The following is a 23,025-nucleotide window of genomic DNA, read 5'->3' as shown; positions in this document are numbered from 1 at the left end:
GCACGGCCCCATGGGCGGGTCAGGCATCCGGCACGGCGGCATCCGGCACGGCGGCGGTGCCGGTTGCGGGTGCGGCACGCGGGCCGGCCCAGGCCCGTAAATCCGGTCACGTTCACCGCTCTCGCGGGCGAAGTTGCGCCCGCAGGGCCTACAGTTCGTGGCACGGAGTGACAACAGCACGGTTCGAGGGAGCGCGATGACCGCGACCGGTACGCCCGAGACGCCCGCCGAAGACACCCGCACCACAGCCGGCGCCCGTGAGGGGACCGGCACCGCCCTCCGCATCTGTCCGCTGTGCGAGGCGACCTGCGGCCTGACCGTCACCGTCGAGAACGGACGCATCACCAGGGCACGGGGTGACCGCGACGACGTCTTCAGTCACGGGTTCGTCTGTCCGAAAGGCGCGTCGTTCGGCGAACTCGACGCCGACCCCGACCGGTTGACACGTCCGCTCGTGCGCGACCGCGACGGCGAGCTGAAGGAGACGGGCTGGGACGAGGCGTTCGCCGCCGTGGCTGCCGGACTCGCTCCCGTACTCGCCGGCGGCGAGGCCGACGCCGTCGCCGTCTACCTCGGCAACCCCAACGTCCACACCATGGCGGGCGGCCTCTACCCCGCGCAGCTCCTGGGAGCGCTGCGCACCCGGAACTTCTACTCCGCCAGCACCCTCGACCAGATGCCCAAGCACGTCTCCTGCGGACTGCTGTACGGCGATCCGCAGGCCATACCCGTCCCCGACGTCGACCGCACCGACCACCTGCTGATCCTGGGCGCCAACCCCGTCGAGTCCAACGGGTCCCTCGCCACCGTCCCCGACTTCCCGGGCAGGCTGAAGCAGCTGCGCAGGCGCGGAGGACGCCTCACCGTCGTCGATCCGCGCCGAACGCGCACGGCGAAGCTCGCCGACCGGCACGTGCCGATCCGTCCCGGCAGCGACGCGCTGCTGCTGATGGCGATGGTGCAGGTGCTCTTCGAAGAGGACCTCACCGACACCGGCGAACTCGGCCCGCACCTGAGCGGCGTCGACGAAGTACGGGAACTGGCCCGGGAGTTCACACCGGAAGCGGTCGAGGACGCCTGCGACGTGCCCGCGGACGACATCCGCGCCCTCGCCCGCGAGCTGGCGGCCGCCCCGAGCGCCGCCGTGTACGGCCGCGTCGGCTCCTCCACCGTCGAGTTCGGGACCCTCACCAACTGGCTCGTCGACGTCCTCAGCGCGCTGACCGGCAACCTCGACCGGCCCGGCGGCACCATGTTCCCCCTCTCCGCCACCGCACGGCCCCCGCGCCGAGCCGGCACCCCCGGAAAGGGATTCGCCCTGGGCCGCTGGCACAGCAGGGTCTCCTCGCACCCGGAGGCCAAGTCGGAGCTTCCCGTCGTCGCCCTCGCGGAGGAGATCACGACGCCGGGCAAGGGCCGGGTACGTGCGCTGATCACCCTCGCCGGCAACCCGGTGCTCTCCGCACCCGACGGCGAAGGGCTCGAAAAGGCCCTGGCGGAGCTGGACTTCATGGTCAGCGTGGACCCGTACCTGAACGAGACCACCCGCCACGCCGACGTCGTGCTGCCTCCCGCCAGGCCCAGCCGCGCCGCGCACTTCGACTTCGCCTTCAACGCGCTGCCCGTACGCAACCAGGTCCGCTACACGCGCGCCGTCGTCGAGCCGGACGGGGACGAGCGGGGCGAGGCCGAGATCATGGCGCGCCTGCTGCTCTGCATCGCCGGGAACCCCGACGCCCCCGCCCCGACGGTCGACGAGACCGTCATCGCCCGCTCCCTGAACAGGGCGGTCGCCGACCCGCACTCACCCGTGCACGGCAAGGACCCGGAGCATCTCGCGCGGCAGCTGACCGGGCGGGACGGCGTCGAGCGGCGCCTGGACATGATGCTGCGGCTCGGCCCGTACGGAGAGGGCTTCGGCGCGGACCCCCAAGGGCTGAGCCTGGACAAGCTCCTCTCCCACCCGCACGGCATCGACCTGGGGCCTCTGCGTCCGCGGCTGGCGCAGGTGCTGCGCACCCGTTCCGGCACCGTGGAGCTGTGCCCCGAGCCGATCCGCGAGGACGTGCCGCGGCTGCGGGCCGCGCTGCGGCGGCGCGCCGCGGGCGAGGCCCTCGTGCTCGTCGGACGGCGCCATCTGCGCTCCAACAACAGCTGGATGCACAACGTGCCGGCGCTGCGCGGGGGCACGAACCGCTGCACCCTCCAGATCCATCCCGACGACGCCGCACGCCTCGGGCTCGCCGACGGCGCCGATGCCCAAGTGACCGGCGCCGGGGGAGAATTGACCGTGCCGGTCGAGGTGACCGACGCCGTACGCACGGGAGTCGTCTGCCTGCCGCACGGCTGGGGCCACGACCGCCCGGGCACGCGGATGCGTGTCGCCGCCGACGACCCCGGCGTCAACGTCAACCAGCTCCTCGACGGCACGCTGCTGGACCCGCTCTCCGGCACCGCCGTCCTCAACGGCTTCCCGGTGCGGGTGGCTCCGGCCGCCGCCGCGGGCGGCTCCGCCGCGCCCGCCGTCCCGGTCGCCGCGCCGGGTGCCGGGTGACCTCGGGAGTCCCGCCGGCTCCGCGGTCGTCCTCGTCCTCGTCCTCGTCCTCGTCCTCGCAGGCCGGGGCCGGGGCCGGGGCGCCGCGCCGCTGGCTGCTCCGCCTCGTCGTCTCCTTCGCCTTCCTCCAGGGCGCGGTGAGCATGGCGAGGCCCGCCGTCTCCTACCACGCGCTGGAACTCGGAGCCGGTGCGCGGGCCGTCGGCGTCGTCACGGCCGCGTTCGCGCTGCTGCCGCTGGTGGTCGCCGTACCGCTCGGCAGGCGCACCGACCGGAAGCGGTGCGGGCCGCTGCTGCCGGCCGGCGTCGCTCTCGTCGCCGCGGGCTGTGCACTGGCCGGAACGGCGCCCTCACTCGTGCTGCTCGCCGCGTGGAGCGCACTGCTGGGCCTCGGGCACCTGGTGTTCATGATCGGGGCACAGTCGCTGGTGGCGCGGCAGAGCGGCGCCGATCAACATGACCGCAATTTCGGCCACTTCACCATCGGCGGCTCGGCGGGCCAGCTGATCGGTCCCGTGCTCTCCGGCTGGCTCGTGGGCGGCGCGGGCGCCGACGGGCTCGGGAGCGGTGAACACACGAGCGCCGTCGCCCTGTTCGCATCCTGTGCGCTGGCGTTCTGCTCGTACGCGACGCTGTGGCGCGTCGAGGGCCGGGCGCTGCCGCGGCGTCAGCGGGAGAGTGCCGGTGCGGACGGGCCGCCGCATCTGCCGGTCCCCGTTGCGCGCATTCTGCGCTCGCGCGGGGTTCCGGCGGGTATCTTCGCCTCCCTCGCGGTGCTCTCCACGACCGACGTACTCACGGCCTACCTGCCTGTCGTCGGCGAGGAGCGGGGGATCGCGCCCGGCGTGGTGGGCCTGCTGCTCAGCCTGCGCGCAGCGGCGTCGGTGCTCTCACGTGCGTGGCTGACGAGGATGACGGCGCGGCTGGGCAGGCAGCCGCTGCTCGTCGTCAGCTGTTTCGTCGCGGGCCTGTTGTGCGTCCTGCTGGCAGTTCCCCTCCCGTTGTGGACGCTGTTGCTCGCGATGGTCGTGCTCGGGTTCTGCCTCGGCGTCGGCCAGCCGCTGACCATGACCACGGTCGTGCAGGCGGCGCCCGGCAGGGCACGGTCCACGGCGCTGGCGCTGCGCCTGACGGGCAACCGGCTGGGACAGGTCGCCGCTCCCGCCGGCGCCGGACTGGTCGCGGGGGCGGCAGGTGCGGCGGCGCCGTTCGTGCTCCTGGGCGTGCTGCTGCTGGGGGCGTCGGCAACGGCCGCGCCGTGGCGCCGGTACCGGCGGGGCGCAGCGGGCGAAGCCGGCGGGGCCGGCGGCGCGGGGAGTTCCGGGAGCGCGGGGAAGACCGAGGGCGCCGCTGCCGCCGGCGGTTCCGGGGCGGGCCGGAAGCAAGCGGCCGGGCCGACGGAAGCTGCCGGAGCAGCCCCGGCGGCCGGAGCGGCGGGTCCGGGGGACCCGGGGCGGGCGCGGCCGGGGGAGGGGACGCGGTAGCCGCGCGGGCCGGGGTGGCCGCGGGTGACTCACGGCACCCGCCACCGTACTGACACCCCAAACTAGCGGCGCTAGTTTGGGTCCATGCAGGCACACGACGGTATGTACATCGACGGCGCGTGGCGCCCCGCGGTATCCCCGGAGAAGCTCGAGGTCATCAACCCCGCCGACGGCAGCACGATCGCAACGGTTCCGGCGGGCGGCGAGGAGGACGTGTCCGCCGCGGTGCGGGCGGCACGCGCCGCCTTCCCCGGCTGGGCCGCGACGCCGCCCGCCGAACGCGCGGCGCTGCTGGGCGCGTTGCACGACGCCCTGGAGGCCCGGCGCGAGGAGATCGCCGAGACCGTCACCGCGGAGCTGGGCTCGCCGCTGGCCTTCTCCAAGGCCGTCCACGCCGCCGTACCGGTCGCCGTCTGCGGCAGTTACGCGAAGCTGGCGGCCGAGTACCCCTTCGAGGAGCAGGTCGGCAACTCCCGTGTCTTCCACGAGCCGGTGGGAGTCGTCGGTGCGATCACACCGTGGAACTATCCGCTGCACCAGATCGTCGCCAAGGCCGCTCCCGCCTTCGCCGCAGGGTGCACCGTGGTGCTCAAGCCGGCGGAGGACACGCCGCTGGTGGCACAGCTGTTCGCCGAGGCGGTGCACGAAGTGGGCCTGCCCGCGGGCGTGTTCAACCTCGTGACGGGCCTCGGCCCCGTCGCGGGGCAGGCGCTCGCCGGGCACGAGGACGTGGACCTGGTGTCCTTCACCGGCTCGACCGCCGTGGGCCGGCGGATCGGCGCCGCGGCGGGCGGCTCGGTCAAGCGCGTCGCCCTGGAGCTGGGCGGCAAGTCCGCCAACGTCATCCTGCCGGGCGCGGATCTGACCAAGGCCGTCAAGAAGGGCGTCGCCAACGTCATGGCCAACTCCGGCCAGACGTGCAGTGCCTGGACGCGCATGCTCGTCGACGCGGAACACTACGACGAGGCCGTGCGCCTCGCCGCCGAGGCCGTCGAGAAGTACCTGCCGGGCGACCCGAAGGACGAGACGACACGCATCGGGCCCGTCGTCAACGCCAAGCAGCACGCACGCGTGACCGGCTTCATCGCCAAGGGCGTCGAGGAAGGGGCCACCCTCGCGGCGGGCGGCCCCGATGCCCCCGAGGGGTACGAGGGCGGCTGCTATGTGCGCCCGACCATCCTGTCCGATGTGACGCCTGAGATGACCGTCGCGCAGGAGGAGATCTTCGGCCCGGTCCTGTCGATCCTGAAGTACGAGGATGCCGACGACGCCGTCCGCATCGCCAACGACAGCGTCTACGGACTCGCCGGCGCCGTATGGGCGAAGGACGAGGACGAGGCCGTCGCCTTCGCCCGCCGGCTGGAGACCGGTCAGGTCGACATCAACGGCGGTCGCTTCAACCCCCTTGCACCGTTCGGGGGTTACAAGCAGTCCGGTGTCGGCAGGGAGCTGGGCCGGCACGGGCTGGGCGAGTACCTCCACACCAAGTCCCTCCAGTTCTGACGGAGTCCGGCAGCCCGGGCTGCCGGGGTGCCCCTGCCGGAGCCCCCGCCCCAGCCGTCCCAATCCGCTCCGTCTCCCGGCCCCGCCCACGCTTCACGCACCCGAACCGAGCCCGCACACCACCCGCCAGGAGCCCGACATGGTCCGCGCCGCCGTACTCTCCGCCGTCGGAACGCCGCTCGAAGTCACCGACATCGATCTGCCCGAGCCGGGACCGGGGCAGGTCCGGGTGCGCCTGGCCGCAGCGGGCGTGTGCCACTCCGATCTGTCGCTGTCCAACGGCACGTTGCGACAGCCCGTACCGGCCGTGCTCGGCCACGAGGGCGCGGGCACGGTCGTCTCCGTCGGCGAGGGAGTAAAAGGGCACGCCCCCGGAGACCCCGTCGTCCTCAACTGGGCGCCCTCCTGCGGTGATTGCCACTTCTGCGGAACTCTCGCCGAACCGTGGCTGTGCGTGAACGCCAACGCCGGAACGACCGTCCCGTACGCACGCACCATGGCGGGCGAGGAGCTCTACCCCGGGCTCTCCTCCGCGGTATTCGCCGAGGAGACCGTGGTCTCGTCCCGTTCGGTGCTGCCGCTGCCCGAGGGCGTGCCGCTCGACGAGGCCGCGCTGCTGGGCTGCGCCGCACTGACCGGGTACGGCGCGGTGCACCACAGCGCCCGGGTGCGAGCGGGGGAGTCGGTCGCCGTCTTCGGGGCCGGCGGCGTCGGACTGGCCGCGATCCAGTCGGCGCGGCTGGCCGGGGCCGGTGCCGTGGTGGCCGTCGATGTCTCGCCGGAGAAGGAGGAGTTGGCGCGGAGGGCCGGCGCGAGCGAGTTCGTCGTCGCCTCGGAGACGACCGCCAAGGAGATCCGCAAACTCACCGGAGGCCACGGGGCGGACGTGGCCATCGAGTGCGTCGGGCGGGCCGAGACCATCCGTACCGCCTGGAACTCCACGCGGCGCGGCGGCCGTACAAGTGTGGTCGGCATCGGAGGCAAGGAAGAGCAGGTGCATCTCTCGGCGTTGGAGATCTTCCATTTCGCCCGCACCCTGACCGGATGCGTCTACGGCAACTGCGACCCGGCCCGGGATCTGCCGACGCTGGCGGAGCACGTACGTCAAGGACGCCTGGACCTGGGGGCGTTGGTGACCGACCGGATCGCTCTGGAGGGCATTCCCGCGGCCTTCGACGCGATGCTCGCCGGACGCGGCGGGCGCGCGCTGGTGGTCTTCGACGGTCAGTCCCACCCGTCCTGATGATCCGGGTGCACCGCCCGGGAGGGCTCGGAAGACGCGGCGTCATGCAGATGTCCGGCCAGCGCGCTGGTGGCTGCCGTCACGTGCCGGCCTGCGTCGTCGTGACCGGCGCCCCAGGCCAGCAAGTGACGGCGGCGGGCCCAGGAGTCCCGCAGTTCGCACACGTCGAGTCGCGGGCCCGGGCCGAGGGCGCGGCGCGGCACGACGGCGAGCCCCGCACCGGCGGTGGCGAGAGCGACGAGAACGTTGAGGTCGGTGACCGTGGTGCGGTACCGGGCCACCGAAGCGTGCGGCCCGGCGTGCTTCTCGATCCAGCGGCGCAGTGAGGAGCCGGCGTCGAGTCCGACGAGAGGGTGCTCGGTGACCTCGCTGTAGCTGAGCGCTCTCCGTCCGGCGAGGACCCCTCCGGTGCGGCCGACCACGACGAGGGAGTCGTCACCGAGCGGCTCCATGCGCAGGCCGCAGTCACGAGCTTCGGCGTCGAGGACGACCCCCAGATGCGCCTCGCCGTCCGCGAGCATCCGCACTGTCTTCGGGGTACGGCTCTCCGACACCCTGACGTCGACGTCCGGTTGGGCGCGGAGGAAGGAGACAAGGGCACGCGGTACGAGCCGGTGCATCGCGGATCCGCCGCCCAGCAGGGTCAGCGGAGCACTCCGGGGCCGGGCGTACGCTGCGACGGCACTTTCGAGCCGCGCGGTCCGGGTGAGCACATCGCGCGCATGACGGGCCAGGGTCGCCCCGGCCGGTGTGGGCCGGACGCCGCGCCGTCCGCGTATCAGCAGCGCCACACCGGCCTGACGCTCCAGCGAACGCACCCTGGCACCGGCCGAGGGCAGGCTCAGATGCATCCGGTGCGCACCCGCGGTGATCGATCCCTCCGTCACGATGTGGAGAAACAGCCGCAGATCGTCCAAGTCGTAGCGCACCGCCCCAGCCTAAGGAGCAGCCTTAGGCAGGGTACAGAGATGACGCATTGTGAAACCGCTGGTCACGCCCTCATGCTCGACATGTGTTCGACATACTGCTGGTTCTGCTGGCCGGAGTTGCCGCCGGAGCGCTGAACGCCGTCGGTGGCGGCGGCACGTTCGTGGCGCTGCCCGCTCTCGTCGCCTTCGGCCTGTCGCCGGTGACGGCGAACGCGCTGTCGCGGATCGCCCTCGTCCCCGGAGCCGTGGCAGGCGCTTGGGTGTGCCGACGTGAACTCGTCCCGGTCGGACCGGCATCCATGAGGGAGCTGACGACGGTCAGCATGATCGGCGGCGGGGTCGGCGCCGGCCTGCTGCTGGTGCTGCCGGCCGCGTCGTTCGATGCCGCGGCGCCGTGGCTGCTCGCCTTCGCCACGGCGGTCCTCGCCTTCGGACGGCGCTTCTCACAGGCGCTGGGCAGGGCGCTGGGCCGCTCGGTCGCCCTCGGCTCCCGGGCCCTACTGACCGGGCAGTTCTTCATCGCGGTGTACGGGGGCTACTTCGGAGGTGCCGTGGGCGTGATGATGCTGGCCCTGTGGGGCATCGGCCTCGGCCTCGACCCGGCGTCCGGCAATCCGATGCGCATCGCGCAGCTCGCGGCCATCTTCGCCAGTGCGACCGTGCTGTTCCTCGTGGCCTCCGACGCGCTGAGCGCTCCGCTGCTGCTCGGGGCGATGCTGGTCGGAGCCGTGGTCGGCGGCTTCGCCGGCGGCCATCTCGCCCGCCGCCTCCCCGCCCCGCTGCTGCGGGGAATCCTGCTGACCACCGCGGTGTCGACGACCGTTCTTTACTTCCTGCGCGGCTGAGCCCCCCGCCCCCGGCCCGGGGCGACGCGGAGGGGCCACGACCCCCGCACCGCGACGACGGGGAGCCCGCCTCCGCGCCGGAACGGCGCAGAGGGATCGGCCCGCCGCCCGCCGGCGTGCTCGCCCACCGGCCGGTGTCAGCCGGGGAAGCGCGGTGCCAGGCCGTCCACGATCGCGCGCAGGCCCGTCTCGAACGCCCCGTCGTCGACCTGCTGTTGGTGCCTGGCCAGCAGGTGGGCCTGGTCCAGGTGCGGGTAGTCGCCCTCGTACAGCGAGGCGTCGCCGACGAAGCCACGGGCGAACGAACCGAGCGCCGAGCCGGCGACGAAGTAGCGCATGAGGGCGCCGATGTGGGTGGCCTGGGCGTTGCTCCAGCCGGCCGCGGTCATCGCGCCGAAGACCGCGTCGGCCATCCGCAGCTGGCTCGGCCGCCTGCCCGGGCCCTGCGCCAGGAACGGCACGATGTTGGGGTGTGCGTTGAGCGCCGCGCGGTAGGAGCGTGCCCACTCCACCAGGGCCTGCCGCCAGTCCGTGCCGTCGGTGAACATCGACACCTCGACCTGCGCGCACACGGTGTCGGCGGCGGCGTCGAGGATCTCGTCCTTGTTGCGGAAGTGGTTGTACAACGACGGTCCGCTCACGCCCAGTTCGGCAGCGAGCCGCCGCGTGGAGACGGCCTGGAGGCCTTCCGCGTCCACGAGCGCCAGCGCACACGCGACGATCCTCTCGCGGCTCAGCAGCGGCTTGGACGGTCTGGCCATGCGGTGAATGGTAGAGCGACCGCGATGCGGAGCCGGCTCCGGCCGTTTCCGGCGCCGCCTGTCACGGGCGGAGCGTGACGTGCCGCGCCCCCGCAGCCGGCAGCGGGACGGGACGTGCCACGGGCAGGCGCACATCGGCGCCACAGCGACGCGACCCGGACACGGCCCGGACGCGACACCCTCCGTACGGCCCCGCCACCGGCCCGGACACCCGTCGCTAAGCATGTGCTCAGTCGCCCGTGTAGGGTGTTCGACCGGTCGACGGGAAGGGCACAGGCAATGGCATCGGAGGCGGAACGGGTCGCGGCTGCCGACGAATCCTTCGAGGGTGTCTCCCCGGACGCCGCCCGGCGGCTGCTGCTGGGCGCGGTGGAAGCGTTCGCGGAGCGCGGTTTCCACGCCACCACGACCCGCGACATCGCCGGCCGTGCGGGAATGAGCCCCGCCGCGCTCTACATCCACTACAAGACCAAGGAAGAGCTGCTCTTCCAGATCAGCAAAGTCGGGCACGAGCGCTCCGTGAGCGTCCTCGCCGAGGCCGCGGAGGCCGGCGGCAGCGACGCCGAGCGGCTGGGCCGCGCCGTGCGGGCCTTCGTGCGCTGGCACGCCGAACACCACACCACCGGACGCGTCGTGCAGTACGAACTGGCGGCGCTCGGCGCGGAGCACTACGAGGAGATCGTGGCTCTGCGCCGCCGCAGCGAGGAGATCCTCCGCGGCGTGCTGGAGAGCGGGGACGCCTCGGGCGAGTTCGAGATCGCCGACATCCGCGGCACGGCGCTCGCGGTGATGTCCCTGTGCATCGACGTGGCCCGCTGGTACAGCCCGTCGGGCCGCAGGACACCGGACGAGATCGGCACGCTCTACGCCGACCTCGTCCTGCGCATGGTCGCCCCGCAGGGCGACGCCCGGGTTCCGTGACGGGGGACGCCGCCGGTTCCGGGGTCTCTACCAGTAGTAGCGGCTGAGGGTCTCCGCCACGCACACCGGCTTGTCGCCGCCTTCCCGCTCGACCGTCACCTTGGCGGCGACCTGCACTCCGCCGCCCGCGTCACTGACGTCGACGAGCTCCGCGCGTGCGCGCACCCGCGATCCGACCGGCACCGGCGCGGGGAAACGGACCTTGTTCACGCCGTAGTTGACGCCCATACGGACCCCATCGACACGCATGATCTGCGGTACGAGGTCGGGAAGCAGGGAGAGGGTCAGATAGCCGTGTGCGATGGTCGTCCCGAACGGGCCGTCCTTCGCGCGGGCCGGGTCGACGTGGATCCACTGGTGGTCGCCCGTCGCGTCCGCGAACAGGTCGATCCGCTTCTGGTCGATCTCCAGCCAGTCGCTGAAGCCGAGTTCCTGGCCGACCGCGCCCACCAGTTCGTCGGTCGAGGTGAAGACCCGGGGCTCCGCCATCCGTACAACCTCCGCATGCGTCTCACGCGCCGCCCGATGCTAAGCGCTCGCTCAGCATGCTGGGGCGCTCTCGCGCGTGTCAACGTCCGCGAGAAGCGGGAGGTCCGTGCGGTTCCCGTCAGCCGCGGGAAGCAGCCATCGAGCCGATTCCGGTGCGCAGTCCCCGGCCTCGTCCGGCAAGGCGGATGACGTCCTTGCCGACGTCCTTGTCCATGGCGGCGATCATCCGGCGCAGCACGTCCGCCAGTCGGGGCGTCGGCGGCGTGGAGGGGTCACAGGGGAGCAGCGACCTGCCGCCCCACGTCAGCCGATGCCATTCGTCGTGCTGCGCCGGCTGTCTGATGCCGTGCCGCTTCTCGGCTCTGCGCCTCCTGGCGACTTGCGACTCGTACTCCAGCCACACCGTCCGCGCCTCCTCGAGTTCTTCGAGAGCGGCGACGAGCAGCTCCGGGTCGGGCTCACGGTCGTCCGGGCCGAAACCGGCGCGGGCGCACAGGTGTTGCCACGTCGCGCGGTGCCCGTACGGGGCGAAGCGCTCAAGGCATTTGCGCAGCGCCTGCCGACGCTGGGAGGGCGCCCTGTCAGGGTCGCGGACCTGCTCTGCGAGGGCTCTGAAACCGGCCAATCATCCCACCTCCGACGGACTGGACCCGACTCGTCGGCGTTATGACGTAAGTGCCGCGCAATCGGATCCCCCCGTTGCGAAGTCATTTCCTTCTGCTTGTCCGGGCGTGCCGTCCTCCGTCTTCCCGGGCCCGGCAGCTACCCCGCGAAGGGGTGAGCACTCTCCTCCGAGAGGAATTCTCACCTCGTTCTCATGACTTCTCACAGGACGCCCATCACTCGTGAAGACATGGAAACGAGTGGTTCCGCATATGGCTCCGCCGTGCACGGCACGGACGGAACGTGCTCGCGCCTTACCGGGCGCGGACCCCTCCGAACAGGTCAACCCGGCCCGGAACAGGCGGAGTCGGCCGTGCGGGGACGGGCGCCGTTCGCCTTTCCAACGCGGGCGAGAGGAAGGACCGCCGTAGGGTGGAGCAGGGAAATCCACCGGGCAGACGGGGAGACGATCAGCATGGCCGACGAGAAGCCGGAGCCGGACCTTCCGCCGAAGATCGACACATCCGTGCCGCATTCCGCGCGGATCTGGAACTACTGGCTCGGCGGCAAGGACAACTACCCGGTGGACGCCGAGGCCGGCGACGAGTTCGCGAGGACATTCCCCGGAATCGTCGACGCGGCGCGCGGATCCCGGTACTTCCTCGCCCGCGCGGTGCGTCATCTCGCCGGCCGGATCGGCATCCGCCAGTTCCTCGACGTGGGCACCGGCCTGCCCACGGTGGACAACACCCACGAGATCGCCCAGTCCGTCGCGCCGAGTTCGCGCATCGTCTACGTCGACAACGACCCCCTGGTACTCGTGCACGCGCAGGCGCTGCTGACCTCCACACCCGAGGGCGCCACGGACTACATCGACGCCGACGTGCGCGAGCCGGACACGATCCTCGAAGCCGCGTCGAGAACGCTGGACTTCGGACAGCCCGTCGGGCTCATGATGCTGGGAATCATGGGCCACATCGACGACGACGAGTTCGCCCGGTCGCTCGTGCGGCGGCTGCTGGACGCCCTGCCCCCGGGCAGCTATCTCACCTTGAGCGACGGCACCGACGTCAGCGCCGCGCGCCAGGCGGCCCACGAGAAGTACAACACCAGCGGCGCCGTTCCCTACCACCTGCGCAGCCCCGAGGAGTTGGGCCGCTTCTTCGACGGACTCGAACTGCTCGAGCCGGGGCTCGTTCCCGTCACCCAGTGGCGGCCCGACCACACGCCGTTCCCGGTGACCCCCGTCACCACCTACGGAGGGGTCGGCCGCAAGCCCTGACGGTCGGCCCCCCTGCCGCCCGGCGAAGGACGCTGGTCAGCGCGGCGCGGGGCGGTACCGACCGCAGCTCTCACCCTCCGCGTCCTCATGGTCCCCCCTGCCCGGGCCGGAACCTGCCTCTTCCCCCGGGCATACCGACTGGTTAGTCTGCCGCCGCGGGGAGAGCCGACGCGAGAGTGCGAAGGGGAGTTGCGGGGATGGAGTCTTTGCGCGACAGCACAGTGGTCGTCACCGGCGGGGGCGGCGGTATCGGAGCGGCCATGGCCCGCCGGTTCGCCGCGGAGGGCGCCCGCGTCGCGGTCAACGACCTCGACGCGGCCAAGGCGGCGGCGGTCGCGGAAGAGATCGGCGGAGTCGCCGTTCCCGGCGACGCCTCCACGATCGTGCCGGCGGCCCGTGAAGCGCTCGGCGGCACCGTCGACACCTTCTGCGCCAACGCCGGGATCGCGCCGCACGGCGGTCAGGAGGCGGACGAAGCGCTGTGGGAGAGCGCCTGGGACGTCAACGTGATGGCGCACGTGCGGGCGGCACGCGAACTGGTGCCCGGCTGGCTGGAGCGGGGCCGTGGCCGGTTCGTGGCGACCGTCTCCGCGGCGGGGCTGCTCACCATGCTCGGCTCCGCCCCCTACAGCGTGACCAAGCACGCGGCCCTGTCCTTCGCGGAATGGCTGGCGGTCACCTACAAGCACCGCGGCATCGACGTGCACGCCGTGTGCCCCCAGGGCGTACGCACCGACATGCTGGCCGGTACCGGCGCCGCGGGCGAACTGGTGCTCGCCGAGACCGCCATCGAGGCGGAGGCCGTCGCCGACTCACTCTTCGAAGCGATGCGGGCGGGGCGTTTCCTCGTACTGCCGCACCCCGAGACGGCGGACTTCTACACGGCCCGGGCGAGCGACCCCGACCACTGGCTGGGCGGCATGAACAAGATGCAGCGCAAGCTCGAGGGGATCCTCGGACAGGAGGCGCTCCTCGACCAGAAGGCGCAGGGCCAGACCGCCGGGGAAGCGGCGGGAGCCGGCGGCGCCGACCGCTCGCAGGGGGCGGCACGTTGACCGTGACGTACGAGGACAAGCCGTGGCTGAAGCAGCTCAACGAGGTGCAGCGCGCCCCGGTACAGCCGCCGGAGACCATGCTGCACGCGTTCCGCGACGCGGTGCGCACCGTCCCCGGCCGCACCGCCCTCGCCTACTTCGACGGGCGCCTCACCTACCGCGAGGCCGACACGCTGTCCGACGGCATAGCCGCGCACCTCGCCGCCCGCGGCTTCGAACGCGGAGACCGGCTGGCGCTGATGCTGCAGAACAGCCCGCACTTCGTGCTCGCACTGCTCGGCGCGTGGAAGGCCGGAGCAGTGGTGGTGCCCGTCAACCCCATGTACAAGGCGGGCGAGGTCGCGCACGTACTCCACGACGCCGAGGTGTCGGCGCTGGTGTGCGACGAGAGGGCGTGGGAGCCGTATCTGCGGGCGACCGCCGCCGGATCGCCGGTGCGCATCGCCCTGACGGCCTGCGAACTCGACCTCCAGTCACGTGACGATCCGCGCGTACTGGACTTCGGACGTGCCGCGCCGGCAGAGGACGCCGACGATCTGCTCACGGTCGCGCGCGCTGGCGGCGCGGCCCAGCCGGGACGTGAACCGGCCGGCTCCGACATCGCGCTCATCAGCTACACGTCGGGGACGAGCGGCGCACCCAAGGGCGCCATGAACACGCACGCCAACATCGCCTACAACGCCGAGCGTCAGCACACGGGCCTCCAACTGCCCGACGGTTCCTGCATCTTCGTCCTCGCGCCGCTCTTCCACATCACCGGCATGGTCTGCGAGCTGTCGGCCTGCCTGGCGGGACGCGGCACCCTTGCCCTCGCTTACCGGTTCGAAGCCGGTGTCGTACTGGACGCGTTCCTGGAGCACCGGCCGGCGTTCACCGTCGGCCCCTCCACCGCTTACATGGCGCTGGCGGCCCAACCGCAGGCCACGCGGGAGCACTTCTCCTCCTTCCGCGTCCTCTCCTCGGGCGGGGCGCCGCTGCCGCCGGCGCTCGTCACGAGGCTCGGCGCTGCCTTCGGAACGTACCTGCGCAACGGATACGGGCTGACCGAGTGCACCGCGCCCTGCGCCTCCGTGCCGCCGGGCCGCGAGGCGCCCGTCGACCCGGCCTCCGGCACGCTCGCCGTCGGCGTACCCGGGCCCGACACGGTGGTGCGCATAGTCGACGACGAGGGCAGGCCCGTACCGCTCGGCGAGCAGGGCGAGATCACCGTCCGCGGACCGCAGGTCGTGCCCGGCTACTGGCGCAGGCCGCAGGAGTCGGCCGCGGCGATGCCCGACGGCGAACTGCGCACCGGGGACATCGGGTTCATGGACGCCGACGGCTGGCTCTACGTCGTCGACCGCAAGAAGGACATGATCAACGCCTCCGGTTTCAAGGTGTGGCCACGAGAGGTGGAGGACGTTCTCCACAGTCATCCGGCCGTGCGGGAGGCGGCGGTCGTCGGCGTCAGCGACCCGTACCGCGGCGAGTCGGTGAAGGCGTACGTGAGCCTGCGCCCCGGGAACCCGGCAGAGCCGGAGGAACTGATCGGGCACTGCAGGGAACGGCTGGCGGCGTACAAGTACCCGCGGCAGGTCGAGATACTGGAGGACCTGCCCAAGACGACCAGTGGGAAGATCCTCAGGCGGGAACTGCGTTCCCGCGGTGACAGCGGCAGATGAGACTTTGGCGGCGGCCGTCGCGGTGTACGCGGTGAGCGGGCGCACGAGGAAAGGCAGGTGAGGGCGCATGGCCACACCTAGAACGGCGCCCCGCACCGGCGCCCACAAGAACGGTACGGGCGGCACGGCTGCCGTACCCGTACCGCAGCGTCTGATGGCCGCCGCGACGCGTCTGTTCTCCGAACGCGGCTACGACCGCACGTCCGTCCAGGAGATAGTCGAGGCGGCAGGGGTGACCAAGGGCGCCCTTTACCACTACTTCGGCTCCAAGGACGACCTGCTGCACGAGATCTACGGACGGCTGCTCCGCCTCCAGCAGGAGCGCCTGGACGCCTACGCGGACGCGGAGCAGCCCGTCGCGGACCGCCTGCGCAGAGCCGCCGCCGACGTCGTCGTGACCACCATCGACAACCTCGACGACGCGCGGATCTTCTTCCGCTCCATGCACCAGCTCAGCCCCGAGAAGCAGAAGCAGGTGCGCGCGGAGCGACGCCGATACCACGAACGCTTCCGGGACCTGGTCGCCGAGGGCCAGCGCGACGGGATCTTCAACGCGGCGACGCCGGCGGACCTCGTCGTGGACTACCACTTCGGCTCGGTCCACCACCTGAGCACCTGGTACCGGCCCGAGGGGCGGCTCACTCCGCAGGAGGTCGCGGACCATCTCGCCGACCTGCTGCTGCGTGCGCTGCGGCCTTAGGACGCGGCGCACGCGGGCACAGTCACGGACACGGACACGGACACGGACACGGACCCGGAAACGGGCTCGCCGCCCCCGCGCAACGGCCCGGCGGCCGGGCGGCAGGACCAGCGAGCAGACGAGCGAAGAGCAGGCACAACTACGTTCCGGAGGTAGCACCGGTGAAGGCATGGCGCGTCCACAAGAACGGCGAGCCGCGTGAGGTGATGCGGCTGGAGGACATCCCCGACCCCGAACCCGGCGCGGGCGAAGTGCTCGTGCGGGTGCGTGCAGCCGGCGTCAACTTTCCCGACGCGCTCATGTGCCGGGGCGAATACCAGGTCAAGCCTCCGTTCCCGTTCACTCCCGGCGTCGAGCTGTGCGGCGACGTCCTCGCGGTCGGGGAGGGCACCCCGGAGCGCGACGCACCCGAGGTGGGCTCCCGCGTCATAGCCCAACCGGCGCTGCCCATGGGCGGTTTCGCGGAGGCCACGCTCGTCGGCGCGGCGAGCGTGCGCAAGGCACCGGAAGCACTGGACGACGCCGAGTCGGCGGCGCTCCACATCGGTTACCAGACCGGCTGGTTCGGCCTGCACCGCCGGGCCCGGCTCCAGCCCGGCGAGACGCTGCTGGTGCACGCGGCGGCCGGTGGCGTCGGCAGCGCCGCGGTGCAGCTCGGCAGGGCGGCCGGTGCGCGCGTGATCGGCGTCGTGGGCGGCAAGGCCAAGGCGGAGACGGCACGCGAGCTGGGCTGCGACGTGGTCGTGGACCGGCGCGAGGACGACATCGTGGCGGCCGTGAAGGAAGCCACGGGCGGCCGCGGCGCAGACGTCGTCTACGACCCGGTCGGCGGCGACGCCTACGCCAAGTCGGTCAAGTGCATCGCCTTCGAGGGCCGCATCGTCGTCGTCGGCTTCGCGAGCGGTGCGGTGCCGACCCCGGGCCTCAACCACGCACTGATCAAGAACTACTCGGTCCTCGGCCTGCACTGGGGCCTCTACAACACCAAGGACCCGGCCGCCGTCCAGGCCTGCCACGAGGAGCTGACCGCACTCGCGGCGGCCGGCTCGGTCAAGCCGCTCATCAGCGAACGCCTGCCGCTGGAGGAGGGCGCAAGCGCCGTCCAGCGCGTCTTCGACGGCACCACGACGGGACGGGTCGTCATCCAGCCCTGAGTAGACGGGACATGAGGAGGTGCGCCGGTTTCGGCGGCTGCGTATCGCTCGCCGGCCGTTGGGCGTGTCAGACAGTGGCCACCGCGACGACGGTCGAGCCGGGCAGCCGTAGCGGTGCCTGTGCCTTCGAGGACAGGTACCGCCGGCCGAGGGCCTGGGCGTCCAGCACGCGGATGTCGCCGAAGCCCGCATCGCGAAGCATTGATGCCGCTTCAGCGGCCGTGTAGCAGGCGAGCACGGGCTCGTGTGCCTCCGCGACGGCCGAGGCCGCACTCTCACTCACGGCGGCCGCCAGCTCGTCCAACTCCCGTGCGGGAAGGACGAAGTTAACGACGAGTGTGGTCCCCGGGCGGTGTGCCGCGACGGTACGCAGCGTCTTCTCCGTTGCCGGGCGGGGCAGATACATCGTCACGCCGAGCCAGTTCCACGTGGCCAGCGGCGGCGTGCCCGCCTCGTCGAGCGCCGTCGCTGACAAATCGACGGGCACGAATCGAAGGTTGGCCGGCTCGGGCATGAGCCTGCGCCGCAGCGACGCGCGCTTCCACGCCTGTGTGTCCGGGTGGTCGAACTCCCAGATGGCGAACTCGGCCGCCCGGGGGTGACGCCATGCGAAGGAGTCGAGGCCGGCACCGAGCAGAACGTAGTCGCGGCGCCCGTGGGCGAGCCCTTCGACGGCGACGTCCTCAGCCAGCCGCGCCCGCACCGCGTGAGCGACACGCCAGGCACGACGAACCTCGGGCGCCCACGACGACATGGAGGCTTCGAGCCGGGACACGTCATCGGCGTCGAGCAGCGATGCCGAAACGGTGTCCTTCATCACCCACGGCGGATCGTCTTCATGCACGTGTGCCGCCCTCAGCAGCGCACTGCCCATTGCGGAACGGCTCGCACTGCCGGTCTGCATGTCAGCCACCGTCCTCTTCCGGTGCCCCGCGTCCTGTCGTCGCTCGCCCCCAACCGGCATGCGTCCGCCGTGCGTTCGTCGTGCGGCGGGTGGACAGCCAGCGCAGACAGGCCAGTCCGAGCTGCGTCATCATGCGCACGAGGTGCGGGTCCGCCGAGGTGTTGGCCGAAGAGGCCGATGCCAGGAGGAACCCCGCCTGCGCCGAGATGAGCACATCGACCGCTTTCGGCTCGACCCCGCGCAGCAACGGGGCGCGCTCGGCGAACGGTTGAGGGTCGATGCCGCTGAGCGCCACGCTGCTCAGCAGCGTCACGAGGTCCGCGTGCGCGGGGCCCACCCAGGCGTGCGGCCAGTCCACGAAGCAGGCACGCTCGTCGGCGAGCAGGACGTTGAACGGGTACAGGTCCCCGTGGGTGAGCGTCCCGCCCGCGGTGGCCTCGTCGAGCTGCGCCTCCAGCGTCAGGTGCAGATCCAGGTCCCGCGCGGCTCCGGGCGCGAGGGCCGTCAGCCTCGCCAGGGCCCGGCCGTCAGCGGCCAGACGTTTCCACCCGCCCAATCGCGGTGCGCCGAGAGTCACCTCGAGCCGGGGCGCGGGCGTCAGCGCTTCCGCGAGTTCCGTGACGCCGCCGAGCACCCGCTCCAGTTCGGCCTCCCGCCACGGCTGTACGGGAAGCGTCCCGTCGACGTACTCGAAGACCAGGGCCACCCACTCGCCGTCGTCGTACGAACCGAGCAGCCGCGGCGCCGGCGCCCCGGGCGGCAACCCGCCCGCTGTCGCGATCTCACGCCGGTGGAAGGCTCCCACGGCAGGTGCGGCTGCCGCGTCGACGGCCTTCGCGAAGACCCGGCGGCCGTCGGCCGACTCCAGCCGCGCGGCGAGCCCTTCGGAGAAGCCACCCGGCAGGCTCGTGGCCACGGCCGCCCTTCTGCCGAAGACGTCCTCGATGCCGGACCTCACCGACCGCGGCATTTCCGCCCACGACTTGCGTCTGCTGCCCGTCTGCACGGGTGGCGGTTCACGCATCGGAGCAACCCTTTCGTGTGAGAGGTGCCGGGGTGCTCCGGTGTGGGCACGGGGCGGGATAATGCGGTCACACTGATCCGGGGGAGTTCCGTTCCCCCGGATCAGTGCCGGGCTCAGGCCGAGGCCAGGCTGAACCGCTGCTTCTCGGGATCGATCTCGAGGATGCGGACCGAGACACGGGTGCCTACGGGCCAGGACTCCTGATACGCGAGACCGGTGACCCCTTCCGCTTCGACGAAGGAACCGAACGGCACTTCAGCGGTGACCACGCCTTCGATGACGTCACCTGCCTGGTGACGGGCGAGGAATTCCTGCCAGCTCATCAACTCACCTCCTTCCGCTACGAGTGGCTGTGCGCGCTTCTCGTAACGGGGGCGGGCCTCTCGCCCGCGCGGTGATCAATCGCCGGCCGGGAATCCGTTCTGTGTGCGGCCCACGGCCGACCCGGCAGTCATGCGAGTGATCGTAGCTGAAAGGGGAGTCGGGGTGGAACACCGGAAGTGGCCATTACCCGGCGGGTAATCGCCCGGGACGCCGCCCGCAGGAAGAATCCGGTACGTCGCGCCGCGCGACGCCGGATACCAGGACGGAGACTCCTCGTGCTCGCAACCCCGACCGACACCCGGGCCCGGACGCAGGAACTGCTGAGACGTATCGCCGAGGGCGACCCGGAGCGCATCGCCGAGATGTACGCCGAGCGGGTCGACTGGAAACTGGACTGGCCCGAGGAGGAACACGGGCGGAGCGCAACGCCGTGGATCCGTCACAGGACGACCCGCGCCGACGCCGGCGCCAACTTCCGCGAGCTCGCCGGGCATCACACCCCGGGCGGTGCGGCGACTGAGGTCGAGCGGATTCTGGTCGACGGCGAGGACGCGGTCGTCCTCGGTGAGATCCGGCAGACCGCCCGCCCCACGGGGCGTGCCTACCGGGCACGGTTCGCCCTGCACCTCACGTTCGAAGAGGGCCTTGTCGTCCGCTTCCACATATACGAGGACAGCCTGGCTGTGGCGCAGGCGTTCGAGCCGGAATGTTCCTGACGGGCCGTTCCGTGTGGACGGCCGTCCCGGGCGGAGGTCTCGGCGTGAGCAGCCCGGTGATCCAAGAGAAACGCCCCAGCGGCTGTCAGGGCTCTGTTGGCGGCGGCAGCCGTGCCGAGGCCCGCTGACCCTGCCGCAACAGGGAGTGTCGAACGTCCGGTGTGACTCGGGGGTTTGATGGGTTGCCTGCGAACTGTTGAGGGTGTGCGTCGAAGGCGCTCGGCGTGGCTCCCGCGGCTGGTCGCAGACGGGCATGAGGACGTCAGCGACGCCCTGCCGGACCGCCCCGCCCGCGTGACCGCCGAGGTCGGCCGGGACGCGGAAGGCCTGCCCCGCCCGCGGCCCCCGCTCCCCGGCCGCCGGCCGGGAAACGGGGCTCGGGGCGTCGGCGGGCCGGTTGCTCAGCCGTCGACGGCGTGCCGCTTCAACTCCCGCTTGGCCAGCGAGCGTTGGTGCACCTCGTCCGGCCCGTCGGCGAGCTGGAGCGTGCGGGCGGCCGCCCACAGCTCCGCCAGGGGGAAGTCCTGGCTGACGCCGCCGGCACCGTGCAGCTGCACCGCACGGTCGAGGATGCCGACGACGGCACGCGGCGTGGCGATCTTGATTGCCTGGATCTCCGTGTGAGCGCCCTTGTTGCCCACGGTGTCCATCAGCCAGGCCGTCTTCAGCACCAGCAGCCGCAGCTGCTCGATCTGCACGCGCGCGTCGGCGATCCACTCCCGCACCTGCCCTTGCGCGGCGAGCTGCCCCCCGAAGGCCGAACGCCCCTGCGCCCGGCGGCACATGAGCTCGACGGCCCGCTCCGCCATGCCGATCAGCCGCATGCAGTGGTGGATGCGGCCGGGCCCGAGCCGCGCCTGGGCGATGGCGAAGCCACCGCCCTCCTCGCCGACGAGGTTGCTCCTCGGCACCCGCACGCCGTCGAAGACGATCTCCGCGTGGCCGCCGTGGTAATGGTCCTCGTACCCGTAGACCTGCATGGCGCGGCGCACTTCGAGACCCGGGGTGTCCCGCGGCACCAGCACCATCGACTGCTGGCGGCGGATGTCGGGGGCGTCCGGGTCGGTCTTGCCCATGACGATGAAGATCTTGCAGTCGGGGTTCATCGCACCGGAGATGAACCACTTGCGGCCCGTGATGACGTAGTCGTCGCCGTCACGCCTGATGCGCGTCTCGATGTTCGTCGCGTCGGACGAGGCGACGTCCGGCTCGGTCATCGCGAAGCCGGAGCGGATCTCGCCGCTCAGCAGCGGCTCCAGCCAGGTCCTGCGCTGCTCCGCGTCGCCGAACTCGGTGAGCACCTCCATGTTCCCGGTGTCCGGTGCGGCGCAGTTGACGGCCGTCGGCGCCAGCCGGGGGCTGCGTCCGAGGATCTCCGCGAGGGGTGCGTACTGGAGGTTCGTCAGCCCGGCGCCGTAGGTGCGGTCGGGAAGGAAGAGGTTCCACAGGCCGTGCTTTCGCGCTGTCCTCTTCAGCTCCTCCACGACGGGCGGGGTCTCCCAGGGCGAGTCCTGTGCGGCCCGCTGTTCGTCGGCGACGGTCTCGGCCGGATAGACGTGCTCGTCCATGAAGGTCTGCAGCTTCCTGCGCAGTTCCTCCGTGCGGGCGTCGAATGCGAAGTCCACTGCTCATCCCTTCCGCAGCGTGGTGAGTCCGTTGTCGATGAAGACCGGGACGAGGCCGCCTATCCGGTCGAAGCCGGTCCCGACCGTCTGGCCGAGCGTGTAGCGGTAGTGGATGCCCTCCAGGATCACCGCGAGCTTGAACCAGGCGAAGGCCGTGTACCAGTTGATGCGCGAGACGTCCCGGCCCGAACCGGCGGCATAGCGCTCGATCAGCTCGCCGGGCGAGGGGTGCCCAGGGGCCTCCGCCGTCGAACTGACCGGCGCGTCAGGGACGTTCAGCGGCTCGCTGTACATCACCAGCAGGCCCAGGTCGGTCAGCGGATCGCCGAGGGTGGACATCTCCCAGTCGAGTACGGCGGCGATCCGGTCGTCGTCGCCGGCCAGCACGTTGTCGAGCCTGAAGTCGCCGTGCACGACGGCCGGTTCGGGGGAGTCGGGCAGCTGCTGCCCCAGCGACGCGTGCAGTTCGTCGATCCCTTGCAGCTCCCGGCTGCGGGAGGCCTCGAGTTGTTTGCCCCAGCGGCGCAACTGCCGCTCCAGGAAACCCTCAGGGCGCCCGAAGTCCCCCAGCCCCACCTCCGCCGGGTTCACGGAGTGCAGTGCGACGAGCGTGTCGGGCAGCGCCAGCGCCAGTTCGCGAGTGCGCTCCGGGCCGATCGCGGCGAGTTCACCGGCCGTGCGGTACGGGGTGCCCTCCACCTGTTCCATGACGTAGAAGGGCGAACCGAGCACGTCCTCGTCCTCGCACAGCAGCACCGTGCCGGGCACCGGCACGTCCGTGCCGCGAAGGGCGCTGATCACGCGGTACTCGCGCGTCATGTCGTGCGCCGTGGCCAGCACATGACCGAGGGGCGGGCGCCGCACGACCCAGCGGTTCACGCCGTCCGTCACCCGGTATGTGAGGTTCGACCGGCCGCCCTGGATCACCTCTGCCTCCAGCGGCCCCCGCACCAGGCCCGGCCGCTCCCGGTCCAGATGTGCGGCGAGCCGCTCCGTATCGAGCCCGGGCGGATTCTCCTTGCTCATCGTGAGCGCTCCTTCTGCGTGAGTGGGTCGGGGACAGGGAGTGGGCGACAGTGGAGTGGACGACGGGGAGTAGGAGGACGGGGCAGGGGAGAACGGAGACGGGGACGGAGCCGGCTGACTGACGGCCGTGGTACGGCGGTTGGCACGATCATGCCGACTAGTCGGTATGGCGTCTAGGGGTACAGGGCCACGGACCCCGCCGGACGGCCCGCATGTGACGAG

General features: G+C 71.8%; 21 protein-coding genes. 12 read left to right on the top strand and 9 right to left on the bottom strand.

Features of this window, described 5'->3' with window-relative positions; genetic code table 11:
• The first annotated feature begins 196 nt into the window (after positions 1-196).
• The 4 genes from EV375_RS03955 to EV375_RS03940 all read left to right on the top strand — a co-directional run bounded on the left by EV375_RS03955 (position 197) and on the right by EV375_RS03940 (position 6,784).
• A complete protein-coding gene (locus EV375_RS03955) occupies positions 197-2,554 on the top strand; it encodes a molybdopterin oxidoreductase family protein (protein WP_130298217.1) in 2,358 nt (785 codons plus the stop codon).
• Positions 2,551-4,038 carry an MFS transporter gene (locus tag EV375_RS03950; protein WP_486588263.1) on the top strand — a complete coding sequence of 496 codons (1,488 nt, stop codon included), beginning with the start codon at positions 2,551-2,553 and terminating at the stop codon, positions 4,036-4,038. The genes EV375_RS03955 and EV375_RS03950 overlap by 4 nt, the downstream gene beginning before the upstream one ends.
• An 84-nt stretch (positions 4,039-4,122) precedes the next feature.
• A complete protein-coding gene (locus EV375_RS03945; RefSeq protein WP_130298216.1) occupies positions 4,123-5,541 on the top strand; it encodes an aldehyde dehydrogenase family protein in 1,419 nt (472 codons plus the stop codon).
• A 139-nt stretch (positions 5,542-5,680) separates the two neighbouring features.
• Complete coding sequence (locus tag EV375_RS03940) at positions 5,681-6,784, top strand: Zn-dependent alcohol dehydrogenase (RefSeq protein WP_130298215.1); 1,104 nt, start codon at positions 5,681-5,683, stop codon at positions 6,782-6,784.
• Here EV375_RS03940 and EV375_RS03935 read toward each other — a convergent pair.
• Positions 6,766-7,713, bottom strand: a complete 948-nt coding sequence (locus EV375_RS03935; RefSeq protein ID WP_130298214.1) for a LysR family transcriptional regulator — start codon at positions 7,711-7,713, stop codon at positions 6,766-6,768. The genes EV375_RS03940 and EV375_RS03935 overlap by 19 nt on opposite strands.
• 83 nt (positions 7,714-7,796) lie before the next feature.
• On the opposite strand from EV375_RS03935, the gene EV375_RS03930 reads away from it, so the two are divergent.
• Complete coding sequence (locus tag EV375_RS03930; RefSeq protein ID WP_130298213.1) at positions 7,797-8,558, top strand: sulfite exporter TauE/SafE family protein; 762 nt, start codon at positions 7,797-7,799, stop codon at positions 8,556-8,558.
• Positions 8,559-8,695: 137 nt separating this feature from the next.
• On the opposite strand, the gene EV375_RS03925 is transcribed toward EV375_RS03930, so the two are convergent.
• Positions 8,696-9,319: a TetR/AcrR family transcriptional regulator gene (locus tag EV375_RS03925; protein WP_130298212.1), complete on the bottom strand. Its 624-nt coding sequence runs from the start codon at positions 9,317-9,319 to the stop codon at positions 8,696-8,698.
• 279 nt (positions 9,320-9,598) lie between these two features.
• Here EV375_RS03925 and EV375_RS03920 point away from each other — a divergent pair, with 279 nt between their 5' ends.
• On the top strand, positions 9,599-10,240 hold the full coding sequence (locus tag EV375_RS03920) for a TetR-type transcription factor C-terminal domain-containing protein (protein WP_130298211.1): 642 nt from the start codon (positions 9,599-9,601) through the stop codon (positions 10,238-10,240).
• A 27-nt stretch (positions 10,241-10,267) separates the two neighbouring features.
• Here EV375_RS03920 and EV375_RS03915 read toward each other — a convergent pair whose 3' ends face one another.
• Both EV375_RS03915 and EV375_RS03910 read right to left on the bottom strand, forming a co-directional pair.
• On the bottom strand, positions 10,268-10,729 hold the full coding sequence (locus EV375_RS03915) for a MaoC family dehydratase (RefSeq protein ID WP_130298210.1): 462 nt from the start codon (positions 10,727-10,729) through the stop codon (positions 10,268-10,270).
• 118 nt (positions 10,730-10,847) lie between these two features.
• Complete coding sequence (locus tag EV375_RS03910) at positions 10,848-11,354, bottom strand: hypothetical protein (protein WP_486588262.1); 507 nt, start codon at positions 11,352-11,354, stop codon at positions 10,848-10,850.
• A gap of 453 nt (positions 11,355-11,807) precedes the next feature.
• On the opposite strand from EV375_RS03910, the gene EV375_RS03905 reads away from it, so the two are divergent.
• The 5 genes from EV375_RS03905 to EV375_RS03885 all read left to right on the top strand — a co-directional run bounded on the left by EV375_RS03905 (position 11,808) and on the right by EV375_RS03885 (position 17,184).
• Complete coding sequence (locus EV375_RS03905) at positions 11,808-12,614, top strand: SAM-dependent methyltransferase (protein WP_130298209.1); 807 nt, start codon at positions 11,808-11,810, stop codon at positions 12,612-12,614.
• Between the two features lie 197 nt (positions 12,615-12,811).
• On the top strand, positions 12,812-13,669 hold the full coding sequence (locus tag EV375_RS03900) for an SDR family oxidoreductase (RefSeq protein ID WP_130298208.1): 858 nt from the start codon (positions 12,812-12,814) through the stop codon (positions 13,667-13,669).
• Positions 13,666-15,330 carry an acyl-CoA synthetase family protein gene (locus tag EV375_RS03895; protein WP_486588261.1) on the top strand — a complete coding sequence of 555 codons (1,665 nt, stop codon included), beginning with the start codon at positions 13,666-13,668 and terminating at the stop codon, positions 15,328-15,330. The genes EV375_RS03900 and EV375_RS03895 overlap by 4 nt, the downstream gene beginning before the upstream one ends.
• Positions 15,331-15,484: 154 nt before the next feature.
• The gene (locus tag EV375_RS03890; protein ID WP_486588692.1) at positions 15,485-16,030 is read left to right on the top strand and encodes a TetR/AcrR family transcriptional regulator; all 546 of its coding nucleotides are present in this window, start codon (positions 15,485-15,487) and stop codon (positions 16,028-16,030) included.
• 161 nt (positions 16,031-16,191) lie between these two features.
• Positions 16,192-17,184: an NADPH:quinone oxidoreductase family protein gene (locus EV375_RS03885; RefSeq protein ID WP_130298206.1), complete on the top strand. Its 993-nt coding sequence runs from the start codon at positions 16,192-16,194 to the stop codon at positions 17,182-17,184.
• A gap of 67 nt (positions 17,185-17,251) precedes the next feature.
• Here the strand turns inward: EV375_RS03885 and EV375_RS03880 are convergent, their stop codons facing one another.
• The 3 genes from EV375_RS03880 to EV375_RS03870 all read right to left on the bottom strand — a co-directional run bounded on the left by EV375_RS03880 (position 17,252) and on the right by EV375_RS03870 (position 19,435).
• Positions 17,252-18,088 carry a class I SAM-dependent methyltransferase gene (locus EV375_RS03880; RefSeq protein ID WP_486588691.1) on the bottom strand — a complete coding sequence of 279 codons (837 nt, stop codon included), beginning with the start codon at positions 18,086-18,088 and terminating at the stop codon, positions 17,252-17,254.
• Between the two features lies 1 nt (position 18,089).
• Positions 18,090-19,112, bottom strand: coding sequence for a phosphotransferase (locus EV375_RS03875; RefSeq protein ID WP_130298204.1), 1,023 nt, complete (start codon positions 19,110-19,112; stop codon positions 18,090-18,092).
• Positions 19,113-19,225: 113 nt separating this feature from the next.
• Positions 19,226-19,435: a hypothetical protein gene (locus EV375_RS03870; protein WP_207227979.1), complete on the bottom strand. Its 210-nt coding sequence runs from the start codon at positions 19,433-19,435 to the stop codon at positions 19,226-19,228.
• 276 nt (positions 19,436-19,711) lie between these two features.
• Here EV375_RS03870 and EV375_RS03865 point away from each other — a divergent pair, with 276 nt between their 5' ends.
• The gene (locus EV375_RS03865; protein ID WP_130298202.1) at positions 19,712-20,152 is read left to right on the top strand and encodes a nuclear transport factor 2 family protein; all 441 of its coding nucleotides are present in this window, start codon (positions 19,712-19,714) and stop codon (positions 20,150-20,152) included.
• A gap of 401 nt (positions 20,153-20,553) precedes the next feature.
• Here EV375_RS03865 and EV375_RS03860 read toward each other — a convergent pair whose 3' ends face one another.
• Positions 20,554-21,777: an acyl-CoA dehydrogenase family protein gene (locus tag EV375_RS03860; protein ID WP_130298201.1), complete on the bottom strand. Its 1,224-nt coding sequence runs from the start codon at positions 21,775-21,777 to the stop codon at positions 20,554-20,556.
• A 3-nt stretch (positions 21,778-21,780) separates the two neighbouring features.
• Positions 21,781-22,803, bottom strand: a complete 1,023-nt coding sequence (locus EV375_RS03855; RefSeq protein WP_130298200.1) for a phosphotransferase family protein — start codon at positions 22,801-22,803, stop codon at positions 21,781-21,783.
• Positions 22,804-23,025 lie beyond the last annotated feature (222 nt).

This window comes from Streptomyces sp. CNZ301 (assembly GCF_004217425.1).
The sequence above is the reverse complement of the archived record's forward strand: the minus strand, read 5'-3'. Positions and strand labels throughout refer to the sequence as shown.

What these genes read in the sequence shown, in the direction of transcription:
- EV375_RS03955 (WP_130298217.1), top strand. Translation starts at nt 197, where the DNA reads ATGACCGCGACCGGTACGCCCGAGACGCCCGCCGAAGACACCCGCACC.
- EV375_RS03945 (WP_130298216.1), top strand. Translation starts at nt 4,123, where the DNA reads ATGCAGGCACACGACGGTATGTACATCGACGGCGCGTGGCGCCCCGCG.
- EV375_RS03940 (WP_130298215.1), top strand. Translation starts at nt 5,681, where the DNA reads ATGGTCCGCGCCGCCGTACTCTCCGCCGTCGGAACGCCGCTCGAAGTC.
- EV375_RS03925 (WP_130298212.1), bottom strand. Translation starts at nt 9,319, where the DNA reads ATGGCCAGACCGTCCAAGCCGCTGCTGAGCCGCGAGAGGATCGTCGCG.
- EV375_RS03920 (WP_130298211.1), top strand. Translation starts at nt 9,599, where the DNA reads ATGGCATCGGAGGCGGAACGGGTCGCGGCTGCCGACGAATCCTTCGAG.
- EV375_RS03915 (WP_130298210.1), bottom strand. Translation starts at nt 10,729, where the DNA reads ATGGCGGAGCCCCGGGTCTTCACCTCGACCGACGAACTGGTGGGCGCG.
- EV375_RS03905 (WP_130298209.1), top strand. Translation starts at nt 11,808, where the DNA reads ATGGCCGACGAGAAGCCGGAGCCGGACCTTCCGCCGAAGATCGACACA.
- EV375_RS03900 (WP_130298208.1), top strand. Translation starts at nt 12,812, where the DNA reads ATGGAGTCTTTGCGCGACAGCACAGTGGTCGTCACCGGCGGGGGCGGC.
- EV375_RS03890 (WP_486588692.1), top strand. Translation starts at nt 15,485, where the DNA reads ATGGCCGCCGCGACGCGTCTGTTCTCCGAACGCGGCTACGACCGCACG.
- EV375_RS03880 (WP_486588691.1), bottom strand. Translation starts at nt 18,088, where the DNA reads ATGCAGACCGGCAGTGCGAGCCGTTCCGCAATGGGCAGTGCGCTGCTG.
- EV375_RS03875 (WP_130298204.1), bottom strand. Translation starts at nt 19,112, where the DNA reads ATGCGTGAACCGCCACCCGTGCAGACGGGCAGCAGACGCAAGTCGTGG.
- EV375_RS03870 (WP_207227979.1), bottom strand. Translation starts at nt 19,435, where the DNA reads ATGAGCTGGCAGGAATTCCTCGCCCGTCACCAGGCAGGTGACGTCATC.
- EV375_RS03855 (WP_130298200.1), bottom strand. Translation starts at nt 22,803, where the DNA reads ATGAGCAAGGAGAATCCGCCCGGGCTCGATACGGAGCGGCTCGCCGCA.